This is a genomic window from Paenibacillus sp. S150, from assembly GCF_019352175.1.
In the GTDB taxonomy this organism is placed as follows: domain Bacteria; phylum Bacillota; class Bacilli; order Paenibacillales; family Paenibacillaceae; genus Paenibacillus_AQ.
Map to the genome: position 1 here is coordinate 1 of NZ_JACBYI010000061.1, position 15,019 is coordinate 15,019.

Annotated in this window: 11 protein-coding genes; 2 read left to right on the top strand and 9 right to left on the bottom strand. The window is 51.4% G+C overall.

Annotated features, from left to right (window positions below; all coding sequences use genetic code 11):
- Positions 1 to 749: 749 nt before the first annotated feature.
- The 4 genes from HYD27_RS29895 to HYD27_RS29910 are packed head-to-tail and all read right to left on the bottom strand — an operon-like array spanning position 750 to position 6,155.
- Positions 750 to 2,615, bottom strand: coding sequence for a beta-L-arabinofuranosidase domain-containing protein (locus HYD27_RS29895; RefSeq protein WP_219221424.1), 1,866 nt, complete (start codon positions 2,613 to 2,615; stop codon positions 750 to 752).
- 13 nt (positions 2,616 to 2,628) lie between these two features.
- Positions 2,629 to 3,531, bottom strand: coding sequence for a carbohydrate ABC transporter permease (locus tag HYD27_RS29900; RefSeq protein ID WP_219221426.1), 903 nt, complete (start codon positions 3,529 to 3,531; stop codon positions 2,629 to 2,631).
- 28 nt (positions 3,532 to 3,559) lie between these two features.
- Entirely contained in the window at positions 3,560 to 4,516 is a 957-nt protein-coding gene (locus tag HYD27_RS29905; protein ID WP_219221428.1) for an ABC transporter permease, read from the bottom strand.
- Positions 4,517 to 4,532: 16 nt separating this feature from the next.
- Positions 4,533 to 6,155 (bottom strand): extracellular solute-binding protein, encoded by a 1,623-nt coding sequence (locus tag HYD27_RS29910; RefSeq protein ID WP_219221429.1) that lies wholly within the window; start codon positions 6,153 to 6,155, stop codon positions 4,533 to 4,535.
- 409 nt (positions 6,156 to 6,564) lie between these two features.
- On the opposite strand from HYD27_RS29910, the gene HYD27_RS29915 reads away from it, so the two are divergent.
- Positions 6,565 to 7,419, top strand: coding sequence for an AraC family transcriptional regulator (locus HYD27_RS29915; protein WP_219221432.1), 855 nt, complete (start codon positions 6,565 to 6,567; stop codon positions 7,417 to 7,419).
- 154 nt (positions 7,420 to 7,573) lie between these two features.
- On the opposite strand, the gene HYD27_RS29920 is transcribed toward HYD27_RS29915, so the two are convergent.
- From HYD27_RS29920 to HYD27_RS29940, 5 genes are all read right to left on the bottom strand, one after another.
- On the bottom strand, positions 7,574 to 8,536 hold the full coding sequence (locus HYD27_RS29920; protein ID WP_219221434.1) for a glycoside hydrolase family 43 protein: 963 nt from the start codon (positions 8,534 to 8,536) through the stop codon (positions 7,574 to 7,576).
- A gap of 159 nt (positions 8,537 to 8,695) precedes the next feature.
- Positions 8,696 to 10,177 (bottom strand): alpha-N-arabinofuranosidase, encoded by a 1,482-nt coding sequence (locus tag HYD27_RS29925; RefSeq protein WP_219221436.1) that lies wholly within the window; start codon positions 10,175 to 10,177, stop codon positions 8,696 to 8,698.
- Between the two features lie 30 nt (positions 10,178 to 10,207).
- On the bottom strand, positions 10,208 to 11,122 hold the full coding sequence (locus HYD27_RS29930; RefSeq protein ID WP_219221438.1) for a carbohydrate ABC transporter permease: 915 nt from the start codon (positions 11,120 to 11,122) through the stop codon (positions 10,208 to 10,210).
- Positions 11,123 to 11,176: 54 nt separating this feature from the next.
- Positions 11,177 to 12,055, bottom strand: coding sequence for a carbohydrate ABC transporter permease (locus tag HYD27_RS29935; RefSeq protein WP_219221440.1), 879 nt, complete (start codon positions 12,053 to 12,055; stop codon positions 11,177 to 11,179).
- An 81-nt stretch (positions 12,056 to 12,136) separates the two neighbouring features.
- A complete protein-coding gene (locus HYD27_RS29940) occupies positions 12,137 to 13,381 on the bottom strand; it encodes an extracellular solute-binding protein (RefSeq protein WP_219221441.1) in 1,245 nt (414 codons plus the stop codon).
- Positions 13,382 to 13,857: 476 nt separating this feature from the next.
- On the opposite strand from HYD27_RS29940, the gene HYD27_RS29945 reads away from it, so the two are divergent.
- The gene (locus HYD27_RS29945) at positions 13,858 to 14,814 is read left to right on the top strand and encodes an ArsR/SmtB family transcription factor (RefSeq protein WP_219221442.1); all 957 of its coding nucleotides are present in this window, start codon (positions 13,858 to 13,860) and stop codon (positions 14,812 to 14,814) included.
- The last annotated feature ends 205 nt before the right edge of the window (positions 14,815 to 15,019 follow it).

A 15,019-nucleotide genomic window follows, 5' to 3' on the forward strand; every position in this document is an offset into this window, starting at 1 on the left:
ACTGGATATGAAAGGAAATTTTCGCAGGGGGGATCCCCCCTGACCCTTGAAAACCATTCCTATCCATTGTCCCAATGGATATCCTACAACCTTTAAAGATAATTACACAAACTTCTTGACGCTACCCTGACGACCTCATCCGCGTCCAATAAGGGTTACTTTTTACCACTATTTCTCCTGGTGACCTCATCCGCGTCCAATAAGTGCTACCTTTTTACCGCTAATCCTCCCTGACAACCTCATCCGCGTCCAATTAGGGTTACTTTTTACCGCTAATCCTCCTGACGACCTCATCCGCGTCCAATAAAGTGCTACCTTTTTACCGCTAATCCCCCTGACGACCTCATCCGCGTCCAATAAGTGCTACCTTTTTACCGCTAATCCTCCTTGACGACCTCATCCGCGTCCAATAAAGTGCTACCTTTTTACCGCTAAACCTCCTGACGACCTCATCCGCGTCCAATTAGGGTTACTTTTTACCGCTAATTCTTCTAACAACGCCCCGGCGCGGGCAAACTCTGCTGCCCTTTCTGCGCTGTTCAGCCCGAAGACTGCACAATGCAGCTAATTCCTGTTGCTGTCACACCTGGATATTATTGAAGGCTTCCGCTCCATGCAAAGCTGCCTCGCCGCCTCCAGTTATCCCCCGAAGGCACCGGGTTCCCTAACAAGCGCTCCCCCGCTCTTCTCTCGCTACATGCGGTCCACTCATCTGCCGCTATTCCCCACCCGGCCCAAAAATCCAGCCGCTACTGCGGCTGGATCCGGTTGTACATATAATACCACTGCATTTCGCCTATCTTGTAATAGGGGCGGAAGGTGCGGGTCAGATGGTCATAGGCAGCGACATGCCCTCTGTCCGTCTCGAACCGGTACGCTTCTCCCGGCACGGGATGAATCCAGCCCTCCGGCGCGGCGGTATCGCCGATGAAGCGGGTCATTTTGTCGGCGGCCAGCACAAGCGGGCCATAGCTCAAGGCGGCGATGTCGGGATTCACGCGGTCCACGGCTCTGAAGTAGAGCGGGAATGGATACTCGATTTCCACGATATCCCCATCGCTCCACAGCCTGCTGACCGCTGCCCACTCACCCGGCACTATCGCCGTATCCAGCGGTTCTCCGTTAAGTGTAAGCCGGTTGGCCCCCGTAGCCCACGAGGGTACCCTCAGCTTCAAGCTAAATGCCGTGTCCTGCTCCATGGTGATCCGCAGCTTGACCGGCCCTTCTTCTTCGGGATACAGCGAATAGTTCTCCACGGTGAGATTCAAGCCGCCTTTGGCCCAATTCACCTTGGAAGGCAGATACTGCGTCACGTAGAGGGAATCTTCATCATGGTAATAGAGCATATTGGCATATTCCGCAACATCCTGCGGAAAGGTTCCCGTGCAGCATTGCCACTCGAAATTATGCCCGCCTTCCTGCAGCCTCCGGTCCTCCACGGTTTTGACCGCTCCATCGAGAAAATAATTGGCATAATACATGACTTTTCCCTCCGGCGTCACCGGCAGCTGTGCTCCCGTTCCGTTGTACAGCAGCTTTTCCACCCAGTCGCCGTATTTGGCTTCGCCGGTATATTGCAGCAGATAGTTGCAGAATTTGAACACTGCCCAGGCACAGCAGGAGACTTCGCAGCTGCCCCAGGTGTCATTGCGGGCGACCTCCGACCCGCCGAAATTCGTATAGGTCAGGCTGGACAAGGTGGAATCCCAGGTCGATTTGAGGGAATCGCCGAGATAGCCTTCCTGCTCCGTGAACAGACATTCCGCAGGCCCATAACCGCCGGTGGCAAAGATATGATGGGCCGTAATCTCGTCATATGCGGTCTTCATCGCCGACAAATAGCGTTCATCCCCCGTCACCTCATAGGCGCGCGCCGCGCTCGACAGGCTGTTGACCTGGCTGTAGGCATGCCGCGGGCCGATGTGGAAATCCCGGCTGTTCAGCTTATCCCACAAATAGCCGTAGTCCCAGACCTTGGCGAAGGCTTTGAACTCCCCGTCTCCGGTCAGCTGATAGGCCCGGTACAAATTCTCCGGCAGCGTGTACCATTCAATCATATGGTTCGACCACAGCCCGTGATCCTGCAGGCCGTCGCGTTTAATATCCTGCTTGAAGCGGGACATGGCCGCCTCCGTCAGCCGCTTCAGATAAGGAACGACCCGTTCATAGCCGAGGTATTCATACAGGTCCAGAAATCCGCCGAGCAGCTTCTCATAGACATAGGTGTCATTGTCGAATATTGCCGGGGACCGGTCCGCGCAGGCCATCCAGCCTTCCGAGAGACGCAGGGCCTTGTCCTTCAGTCTATAATCTCCGGTCACCCGGTAGAGCTTGGCGAAGGCCCCGAGCTTCTGCCCAAAGGTGCTTGCCCCCGCCCCGTACCACCCGGACAAGCCCTCCGCTTGCGACGCCACACCGGCCTGAGTCCTGAAGATATGCAGCAGATCATCGTCGGCAATTCCCAGATACATCTCAATCGTCTCATCCTGCTGCCGCTTCCAGTGGCCGTTCTTGAGCGAGACACCGCTGTAGCCGAATGCGTTCATACGGCTGGCAATTTTCACGGTACCCGCTTTCGCTTGGACTGTGTTCACCCCATCTGCCACTCTATTCATGCTGACTCCCCCTTTACCCTTTGACCGAGCCGATCATAACCCCTTTATCAAAATATTTCTGAATAAACGGATACACAATCAGAATCGGCAGCGTGGATACGATGATGACTCCATACTTGACCTGATCCGCATACTGCTGGGCGTAGCCCCCTGCCGAACCACCAGCGCCGGCACCCTGCGAGAATACCTGGTTGGACAGCAGGATATCCCTTAGCACAATCTGCAGCGGCTGCAGGTTATTGCTGCGGATATAGATCAGGCCGGTGAAGAAATCGTTCCAGTGTGCGACCAGATAATACAGCCCGATTACCGACACAACCGCCTTTGACAACGGCAGAGCTACCTTGAGGAAAAATTTAAAATGCGTGCATCCATCCATGGAAGCGGCCTCAAACAGCTCCTTGGGGATGGAATTCTCAAAAAACGAACGGGCAATGATCAGATTGTAGACATTCACGCAAAAAGGGAAAATAAACACCCACATCGTGTTGGTCATATGCAAATCCTTCATCAGCAGATAGGTCGGAATCAGCCCGCCGTTAAAAAACAGGGTGATGACAAACGCCAGCATCAGAAACCGTCTGGCCCGGAATTCCTGCCTCGACAGCACATAGGCCGCAGGCAGTGTGAACAGCAGATTCACCGCCGTCCCGAGCACCGTATACAGGAGGGTATTTCCATACCCCGTCCAGATCCGCGAATCCTTGAAGATTTCACTGTAGCCGAAGAAGCTGATATTTTTCGGAAAAATCGTCACCTGCCCCGTCGATACCAGCGTGGAGTCACTGACAGAGGCGATAATGACAAAATACAGCGGGTACACAATGCTCAGAAAGATGAGCAGGCACACCGCGTACACAACCGTATCAAAGAGGACATCCGTTATATTTTTCCCCTTCTTATTAACAAGCTGCATGAACACTCCACTCCTTCCCTAAGCTCTGCTACCACAGACTGATATCCGAGGATTTGCGGGCAACCAGATTCATCGCATACAGGAAAATAAAGTTGATCACGGTATTGAACAAGCCAATGGCCGCGGAATAGCTGAACTGGTTGCTGATGATCCCGATTTTGTAGACATAGGTGGCAATGACCTCGGAGACCGGAAGGTTGAGGGCGTTCTGCATCAGGAAGACTTTTTCGAAGCCGGTACTGAGCACATTCCCCATGCTAAGCACGAACAGGATGATAATCGTAGGAATCAGCGCCGGAATATCGACATGCTTGATCGTCTGCCAGCGGCTGGCTCCGTCAATTTTGGAGGAATCGTAGAGCTGCGGGTCCACCGTGGACAGCGCGGCCAAATAGATGATGCTGTTCCAGCCGCAATGCTGCCAGATCTCCGACAATACATACACAGGGACGAAGGTCCGGGTGGAGCCCAGCAGATTGATATCGCCCAGCCCCATCGAAGTCAGAATGTGGCCAATGACCCCCGAATTGGGGGAGAGCAGCACATTCAGCAGTCCCACCATAACGACAATGGAGATAAAATGCGGCAGATAAACGGTTGTCTGCAGCGTTTTCTTCGCCCGCTTCCAGCGCACCTGGTTGATCAGCAGGGCCAGAATAATGGGTGCGGGAAAGCTCAGGATCACCGTCGCCAGACTGATCGCCACCGTATTTTTCATCAGATCCGCAAACATATAGCTCTCGAAAAACTGCCGGAAATAGAACAGCCCTCTCCAGGCGCCGCCGGTCAGCCCTTTGGTGAAGTCATAATCGCGGAACGCCAGCTGGATGCCGTACATCGGAATGTAGTTGAAGATAAAGATCACCACGATTGCCGGAAAAATCATAATCCACAGCTGGTAATCCCGTCTGAAGGTGTTCACTACAGTCGGTTTCTTGCGGGCTCGCAGATTAGCCGGATTCTCAACCAGATTCTTTGAAATCATCCGATCATCACTCCCATTATTGCTTGCTCTTGTAATCGTCGTAGTACTTTTGCATGATTTCGATATTTTTAGAGACGCCGGTTTTTTCAATGTTTTTCACATACGCCTCCCATTCCGAATCAATGCCGCCCTTGGTGATCCATTGCGACCACTTCGAGAGGGCCAGGGACATCATGCCCGTGTTGTTAAGGCTCATCGTATTGTTGTCCGCCGCGCTGTACTTGATGAACATGCTTGGCAGCACATCCGTATCCTTGTTGATAGAATCCAGCGCCGCCTTCAGCGGCTCGGTCTGTTGGCCCACCGACTGCATATCCGTACCCAGTGTCAGCTTGAGAGAATCGGCAATGTACATTGCGCCGTTATCGGCCCAGGAGGAGGTCCACTTCCATGTGCCCGGGTCCATTGCCGGATCTTCAGGAGGCAGAATGCTGTAGGTGCCGTCTCCGTTGTCGCCGATATTCGTGCCGAGGGAACCGAACAGCACCTGCATGCTTACTTCCGGATCATACAATTCATTGATGAATTTCATCGCGGCTTCCTTATGCTTGGAGGCGGCGGACATCTGCACCGCATTCACGCCGTAATTCAGGGAGTTGTAGTCATAGCTCCAGGAATTCTGCACCGTGGAACCCGCGGTCACCTTCAGCGGAGACATGGACGTATACTGCGGAGCCAGTGCGTTCCCTACGCGGTCAGTTACTTCCCAGCCCCAGGTGAAGCCGACGGCCGCCGTGTCTCCGCTGCCCCGGGCAACCGATTGGTATTTGGTATAATCCTGGGTGAAGACTTCGGGATTAATCAGGCCTGCGCTGAAGCATTTATTCAGGAAGGTTACCAGCGTCTTGTAGCGTTCATCCGTGAAGAAGTTCTTCACCTGCCCATCCTCGGCAAAATAGCCGAGTCCGCTGTTGTCCGTCAGTGTAATGCCCTCGCTGCCCAGCAGCACCGTTGGCATAAAGGCTCCGAACGCTACTGTGCCCGTCGGCGCGAAGTCCATCGGGATTTCGTCATTGGAATCGCCGTTTCCATTGGCGTCTTCATCCTTAAACGCCTTCAATACGTCGTATAATTCATCCCAGGTCGTAGGCATTTGCAGGCCGAGATTGTCCAGCCATTTCTGGTTGATGAACTGGCGGGTCGTCGTTTCCGGCCAGAATCTCTGGTATTTGGGCAGGCCGTAAATTTTACCGTCCAGCTGTGCGGCAATGACCCTGGTCTCCGGTTTGGCATCGAACATCGCCTGCACGTTAGGGCCGTAATCCCTGATCAGCCCGGTCATATCCTCGAACAAACCCGGAAACTGCGAGAAGTCGGCATCGGTAATGGAGTTTACGCCCACGATCAGGTCGGGAATATCTCCGCTGGCCAGCAGCGTGCCTTTTTTCTGATCCCAGTCTGCCGTAACCTCCTGCCACTCAATTTCAACCCCGGCCCGTTCTTCGGCTTCCTGCAGCCACTTCATTTTGGAGAATTCCTGGGTTAACGGATGTTTGGTCATGATCGCGGTAAGCTTAACCTTCTGGCCCTTATCTCCGTTGCCGGCAGCATCTGTATTTGTATTGTTGCCGCCTGAACATCCGGACACCGTTGCCGCGCCGAACACCAGCACGAGCAGGCCCGTCAGAAATTTTTTCATATTGTATCCTCCCTTTTTCTGTTCAATCATAATTGGAAAAAGATGATATACTTCATCATTATCTAAAATTAACCAAATAAAGCTGAAGCTCAAATAAACACAACACAAAAATGTATCCGCTTACAATTTACACGAAAAAAATATTGCTCCCTTTTCTGTGAACCCAACTCTTTCCAGCGGCTATTTGCCTTTCTCACCTCCGTTAATTTCCTGGGTTGTACGTCGTTTTCTTATCTCTAGCTTACGCTTGTTTTAAATTTGGATAAATAGTTTAAAGTTCGAATATGTGTAAAAAGGTTAGCTGTTATCTAAACAATTTTAACGGGTAAGCGCTTTACTTCGGTCCGGCTTTCATTAATAATAGGAGTATGCAGGAGTGTATTAAAGTCAGAAAAAAGGGGACTTGCCGATGACTGCTTTCGAGCTTCAAGTGGATGCGCCGGTTGATCTGGAGATCACAGGCAAATTTGTCGCCCCGTCTTCCGATTGGATTCACCTGAGCAGGGTGCTGCTGGATTACGAGCTGATTGTCATGACAGAAGGCGTATTATATTTGGCGGGTGACAAACAGCAATTTGTGGTCTCAAAGGGTGAATACCTGCTGCTCCCCCCGCTTACCAAGCAATACGGAACCCGTTCCTCCGACTGCAGCTTTTATTGGCTGCATTTCTCCGCCAAATCCGGGATCAAAATTACCGATGTGTCCGCCTCCACCCATAATGGAGAGGACAACATCCTTCTGCTGCCCCAGTACGGAACCCTGAAGAGCCTGGAAAAAATCATTGTGATGATGAAGCAGCTGCAGGATTCGGTGCGGGGCTACAATCAAAAAACGCTGAACAACTATATGTCAACGGTCATTTTATGCGAGCTGTACAACCAGCTTTTCCATGCGGATTCCGATCCGTCCAAAAAAACCAAGCAGGAGCAGCTCTACAACGATATCGTGGACTATATCAAGTGGAGCCGGAGCGAGCACATCAAGGTGTCGCAAATCGCCGCTTATTTCGGATATAACGAGAAGTACCTCTCCCACCTCTTCACCACCATCTCCGGCATCTCGCTGAAGCAATATATTCTGCAGCAAAAAATGGAGCTGGCGAAATTCCTGCTCGCCGACACCAACCAGAATATCAGCGAAGTCTCCAGCCAGCTCGGCTATACGGACTGCCATAATTTCATGAAATCCTTCAAAAAGATCGTCGGACTGACGCCCACCGATTTCCGCAACGCCTACGCGAAGCGGCTGCTGTTCTATGAGTAACTTTAACGGAACGCCGGACGTTGGCGCAGCTTTCCAGCTGCTTTTACCGGACGCTGAAGGTTCGCGCAGCTCCTGAATACACCCAAAAGTGTCCCGCTCCCCTTGCCAGGGGGGCGGGACACTTTTCGTACATCATTCTTTATAACCTGATTCCTTATTTCCGGCTATCCTTCACCGGCACGCCGAAATTCGGCGTGCCGTCCCCGTTCCACGTAAGTACCTGGGCGCGGGTATGGCGGTTCGGATCGTAGAGCGGATCTCCGGCGATCTCCTTGTAGTTGCGGGCATGGTAGATCAGCACATCCTCCCCGTTTTCATTGACTGTGAAGCTGTTGTGCCCCGGGCCGTATTGGCCGTTCTCTTCGCAGGTCTTGAACACAGGCTCGGGATGCTTGCTCCAGGAGGCGGCATCCAGCAGATCGCTGTCCTCGTCCGCTGTCAGCAGTCCCATACAGTAATTGTGGTCGGTGGCGCTGGCCGAGAAGCTGATGAAGATCTTGCCTCCCCCCTTCAGCACAGCGGCTCCTTCATTGACGCTGAAGCCGATGGTTTCCCATTGATGCTCCGGCGTGGCGATCATCGTCTGCGGGCCTGTCAGCGTCCAGGGGTTCTCCATCTCTGAAATATAGAGGTTCGAGTTCCCCGGAATATCCGGGTCCTTCTGCGCCCACACATAGTAGAGCATTCCCTTATGCTGAAAGGTTGTGGCGTCAAGGGCAAACGACTCCCAGGCCGTCTTCACCTGGCCTTTCTCCACCCAGTTGCCCTCCAGCGGATTCACCGACCCGTTCTCCAGCGCGTACATGCGGTGATCGAACAGTCCTTCCTTCGTCTCCGTCGTCCGGGCCGCCGCAAAATAAATATACCATTTACCGTAAATATAATGGATTTCCGGAGCCCAGATATTGGCGCTCAGCGGCCCGGTCCCATATTTGCGCCATACAACGACAGGCACGGCCTCTCTCAATCTTTCAATGGATGTCGCCCTGCGCACTTCAATCCGGTCGTATTCCGGCACGGAAGCTGTGAAATAATAATAGCCGTCCGTATGCTTATACACCCAGGGGTCTGCACGCTGCTCCACCAGCGGATTGCTGTACTCTCTTTTCCTGCTCATAATGGTTTCTCCTTTGGTATATATATATCGGTTGAACGATTTCTTGGTTTAGACCGTTTTTCGCAGTGGAAATCCGCAGACTGCTTATGCTTCCGGAGTGAGCTTTCCTCTGGAAAGCTTTCTGGCGGCCGCGGCCGCTCCGCAAGTCCTATAGTTCTGTTATTCCAGGGTCAGGACAACAACGGATGCCGCAGGCAGCCGGCAGTCCAGCACCCCGTTCTTAAGGACGGCTCCCTTGAAGTCAGCCGGAGCAACAGCTTCCGGCGCTTCGAAGGTGTTATGCGCATTCAAGTCCGGATGGGTCAGGATTTGTCCGGTTACGGTCCCCGCCGCAGCGCCGACAAGCTCAAGACTGATATTGGCGCTGTCTGCATGGCTCATATTGCAGAGGGAAATGAAGATCTTGCCGGCCGCCGCATCCCGTGAAGCGGATACGCTAAGCTGGGGAATAGACTCCCCGCCCAGGCTGTACTCCGGACTCTCAAAAGCCGCTTCAAGCAGCTCGTTATCCTGATGCACCTTATACATCTCAAAGACATGATAGGTTGGCGTGAGCAGCATTTTGCCGCCTTCGGTCAGAATCAGCGCCTGCAATACGTTCACCATCTGCGCGATGTTGGCCATCTGCACCCGGCTGCTGTGGTTCTGGAAGATATTCAGGTGAATTCCTGCCACGAGTGCGTCGCGCAGTGTATTCTGCTGATACAGGAATCCCGGATTCGTTCCCGGCTCGCTCAGGAACCAGGTTCCCCACTCATCTATAATCAATCCTACCCGCCGCTCCGGATCATACTTGTCCATGATATTGGAATGACGGGTAATCAGCTCATCCATATGGAATGATTTCTTCATGGTCTCGAACCATTCAGCGGTATCAAAGCCCAGCGCATAACGCTTCTCTTCCCAGCTTCCCGGAATCGTATACGAATGCAGGCTCAGGCCATCCATGAACTGCCCGGCTTCGCGCATCAGCACTTCCGTCCAGTTATAGTCGTCCACATTGGCGCCTCCGGCAATTTTATAGAGCTTGTTGTCACCGTAATTGCGCGCATAGGTCTGATAGCGCCGGTACAGATCCGCATAATATTCCGGACGCATATTGCCTCCGCAGCCCCAGTTCTCATTCCCGACGCCAAAATATTTAAGCGTCCACGGCTGCTTGCGCCCATTCTCCGCCCGCAGGCCGGCCATCGGGGACTCGCCGTCAAAGGTCATGTACTCCACCCATTCGGACATCTCCTGCACTGTGCCGCTGCCGACATTGCCGCAGATGTACGGCTCGCATTCCAGCAGCTCGCAGAGCCGGAAGAACTCATGCGTGCCAAAGTGGTTGTTCTCCACTACGCCTCCCCAGTGGGTGTTGATCATCCGCTTGCGGGATTCAGGAAGGCCAATCCCGTCCTTCCAGTGGTATTCGTCGGCGAAGCAGCCGCCCGGCCACCGCAGCACGGGAATATTGAGCTTGCGCAGCGCGGCAAGCACATCATTGCGGATGCCGTCCGTATTGGGAATAGGCGAAGCCCCGCCGACCCAAATGCCCTCGTAGATGCATCTGCCGAGATGCTCGGCAAAATGCCCGTAAATATTTTTATTGATTGTACTCTTCGGCAGATCCGACAGAATTCTCATTGTTACAGTCATCGTTTCCCTCTCCTTGGTGTTCTCTATTTTTTAACCCTTAATGCCTGAGTTCAGATTGATGGATTGGACAAAGTATTTCTGCGCGAACAGGAACAACAGCAAGGTGGGAATAATCGCCAAAACCGCCGAACCCATGAGCTGGCCGATCATGCGGTAGTTCCCGTAAATGTCCTGAAGCAATAAAAGTCCTGCTGTAACCGGCATTTTGTCCACATCCGTGAACACGATGACAGGCCACAGGAAGTCATTCCATGATCCGGTGAAGGAGAACAGGGCGCATACGATCAGTACCGGCTTGATCAACGGCAAAATAATCGAGGAGTAGATCCGGAAATGGCCCGCACCGTCTACGTGAGCCGATTCATCGAGGTCCCTCGGAATCCCGTTCATGAACTGCCTGACCAGAAAGATATTGCCCATGCCTGCCAGACCGGGGATAATCATCGCCCAGGAGGTGTTAACCCAGCCCAAGGCGTCAATAATTTTGTAGGAGGGGATCAGGTTCACTACTCCCGGAAAAAATGAAATCCCGAGCAAGGTGAAAAAGAGTGTGTCTCTGCCTTTAAACTTCATCCGGGAGTAGCCGTAGCCGGTAATTGAGATGACCACAACCACCAGGAGCGTATGCATGGTCGCAATGAACAGCGAGTTCAGCAGCCAGCGCAGAATTGGAGCGGTTGAGGTATTATCAAGGATGGCGATATAGTTGTCAAAAATCCACTCTTTGGGGAACAGCCTGAAGCCGGAGGATACCACCTCAGTCTGCGACCGGAAGGAGGTCGTAACTCCAAAAATGACCGGAATGATCCAGATAATGCAAAGGACAATCAAAAACAGGTAAGAAATATATTTTGAAATGCTGATCCCCGGACCTTTTCTTTGCACTTTGCCTTGTTCTTGGATATGGGGACGTTTATCGTATTGCTGCGCCGCCTGATTGGACATACGGGTACACCTGCCTTTTCAATTTCCACTCTTGGTTCCTTGCCGTATTGTAAGTTAAGCCGCATTCCGGTTCATTACATAATATTGCAGTGCCGAGATGACCAGAATGACCAGTCCCAGCAAGACGGCCATCGCCGAGGCCATGCCGGCAATCGACTCTCCGTTGCCGAACGCCAGCTGGCGGATATACATCATCAGCACATGAGTACTCTGGCGCGGTCCTCCGTCCGTCATCATCAGCGGCTGCCCGAATACATTGAAGGCCCCTGCCGTAGTCATGACAAAGGTGTAAATCAGCGGAAAGCGTATGGAGGGCAAAGTAATGCTCGTAAACCTGCGGATTGTACCGGCTCCGTCCATCTCTGCCGACTCATACAGATCCTGCGACACACCGCTGATGGAGGCACGGTAAATAATCATATTGCCTCCGACTCCGCCCCAGATCGTGATGATGATGATGAGTATCCAGGCATAGGGCTGGTTGGCCGGCCAGGATACGCCGGAGCCAAAGACATTGCCGGCCATCCCAAGCTGCTTATTGAAGAGCAGCAGCCAGATAAGCGCCCCCGCGGATATCGAAATCAGGCCGGGAACGTAAATAATCGATTGGATCAGGCTTTTCCCTTTCACCTTTTTGTGCTCAAGCGCAACAGCCACAAGCAGCGGAATCACAATTAACAGCGGAACACTCAGCAGAACAAAAATCAATGTATTCTTAAGCCCGTTGTTGAATTGCGTATGAAAGGTGGAGCTGCTGTCAAATAGAATCGTTTTATAGTTGTCCAGCCCTACCCAGACCGGCCCGTTCATCAAATTCCATTTGGTGAATGAAGCATAAATTCCATAGAGGGTTGGCAGGAAAATGAAAACGGCAAATAAGATAACATGCGGACCTACAAAGAAAGCAGGCGCGAGGTTCAGTTTCTTTTTCATAGGCATTCTTTTCTCCTTTGGCATGAAGCAATGCTCCAGGAAGGCGGCTCATTGCTTCATGCAATCATTTCCGCTTTTCTTTTACTGCGCTGCGCCGGTCGTTCCTTCGGCGATTTTATCCTCGACAAATTTCTGCATCGTCTGCAGCGTTTCGTCAATATCCACAGTGCCGCGCACAATATCCCCGCAATACGTGTCTACGGCTTCTGCAATATACGGATAGTATTCATAAGTGTAAATATAAAGGGATTCAATTTCTTTTTCATTGGAGGTGAAGAAGGACTGCATATAGGTTTTGAATTCAGGACTTTCATTGACTTGCTTACTGGCTACGATTTGTCCCGCCTTGGCCCACTCGATTGAATTCTCGCGGATGAACTCCAGGAAATTGCCGATGCCCGTTACCTTTTCCTCGGTTCTGTCTTTATTCTTCAGCATTGCGAACAAATGGGAGGAAGATCTGTTGGTGAACTTATCGGCTGTCGGCGAATAAATATTGGTAACACCAAAGTTCAAGCCTTCCACCCCGGCATGCGCCGTCGAGCTCCAGCTGCCGTCCGTGGAGAACAGCACATTGCCGGATTGGAACATCAGGTATCCGTCTTCGCCAAACGGCGTCATCAGTCCGGCATCGTTGATTTTTTTCACTTCTTCCATAGCCTGCTTCATTACCGGAGTATTGACGGCCGGTTTGCCGTCCTCCTGGATATCCCCGCCGAGATTCTGAATCTGCGCCAGAATAACCCAGCCCAGCAGCGCGTCATTAACGACAAAGTCGCCTTCATCCAGCTTTCCTTGCAGGGAGAGCATCTCATCAATAGTGACCACATCATCATCAAGGAAGGATTCCGCATCATATTTCTTGAGCAGATCCTTGTTGTAGTACATTACATTGCTGTGGATATCAAGAGGAACTGTATATTGAGTGCCGTCAATCGTGCCTGTGGACCAGGCCTGCGGCAGATAATTCTCCTGTTTGATCTCGGGCTGTGCGCCGGTTACGGCTGTCATGGGCTCAAGCACGCCTTGTTTGACATATCCCGGAACCCGGTCAGCATGAATAATAGTTAAATCCGGCACCCCTTTGCCCGAGTTCAGCACCGTGGAGAGCTTGGTGTACATATCAGAGGTAATAACATGCTTGACTTTAATTTCCGGGTCTGTAGCATTGTAATCCTTTACAAGCTGGTCCATATAGGCACCGTCATCGCCGGTCAGCGGCGTCCAGAACGTAATTGTCTTAGAGCTGTCTTCCCCGCAGCCCGCCAATACAGCTGATAGCACCAGCACTGGTATTAACAACGAAATCCCCCATTTTTTCTTCACACTTTCTCCTCCTAATGAAATGAATTTAGTAGATCATCTACAAAAATGTTTTTGCAAACAATGAACTCTCGTATAATCCTTTTTTCGCGGTTTTCTCCGTTTTTAAGCGATATGCAGCCTTTTCTCCCTTTCACATATTCATTAAATAATTAAAAAATATTTGAATGTATTCGCTTACAGGTATAAAATAACATACAACAGGAGCCTTGTAAATAAATAAATCTAAATCTATTTATGTAATTACGAAGTAAAATGATGAATTTGTCTTTTTTTGCACAAATATAGCTAATTCAACCCTGTAATGCACATCGAAATTTATATAAACCTAAAATAAAATTGCATTATTTTCGAAAAAGAAGTCTATATTTTAATTACTAGACAAATAAATGGGGAATGCTTCCCTTTTTAACTCAATTAGTTTATAATTTTATAAAACAGTTTTGATAACGACGTTTTCGGAAGAAGGTACAGTAAACATGATTTATATTAAAGATCTAATGAGCGGGATTGATATCTTCAAGGCCCTCAGCTCCGAGATCCGTATTCAGATTCTGGAGCTGCTTGCGACCAATCAGGCCCTCAACCTCAATGAAATTGCCAAGAAGCTGAATCTTAGCAACGGAGCCATCACCATGCACATCAAGAAGCTTGAAGAGAGCGGTCTGATCGAGATCAACACCTCCGTAGGCAAGCATGGCATCCAGAAGGTTTGCTATTTGAATAAGGATAAGCTGATGGTGGACCTGCGCAGCAAGGAGGTCGACAATCTGTATGAGGTCGAAATCCAGGTGGGGCATTACAGCAACTATCAGGCGGTCCCCACCTGCGGGCTGGCCACCAAGGACAGTATTATCGGCGACTTCGACGAGCCGCGCTACTTCGCTGATCCCCAGCGGATCGACTCCGAAATTATCTGGCTGGCTGAAGGTTTTCTCGAATACCGGATTCCGAACTATTTGAAGGCCAACCAGACCTTCCGCGAAATCCAGTTCTCCATGGAGCTTGGTTCGGAGGCTCCGGGATTCAGCGATAACTATCCTTCGGATTTGTACTTTTATGTGAACGGCATCGAAATTGGCTTCTGGACCAGTCCCGGCGATTTCGGCGATGCCCGGGGAACCTTCAATCCTGACTGGTGGCCTCCCCACCTGAACCAATACGGCATGCTGAAGCTGATCCGCATCAACAATGAAGGCAGCTTCATCGACGGCTGCCGCATTTCGGATATTACGCTGGATGACATCAAGCTGGATTACAAAAGCGAGCTGACCTTCCGCATTGCCGTTACCGACAAGCCGGTCAACAAACGCGGGCTGACCATTTACGGCAAGCACTTCGGCAACTACAGCCAGGATCTGATGGCCCGCGTGCTCTACAATGTACACGAGGTTGAGAATATCGCCAGCAGGCTTACCCCTACCGCGGCCGAGTAAGCCGGTAAGCCGATCTTCTTACTTCCGCCTGCTGCAGCCCAAAACCGGCAAGCCTCCCTCAATGGGAGACTTGCCGGCTTTTTGATTACGCAGCAATAAGGATTTTTCGTATGGCTGTATTTCGTGCAATAGATATCGGAAGTATGGACCAAAAACACCTTTGCCGCAAAATTCTGCTGTACAAAGTGCAACAGCTTAGGCTTTT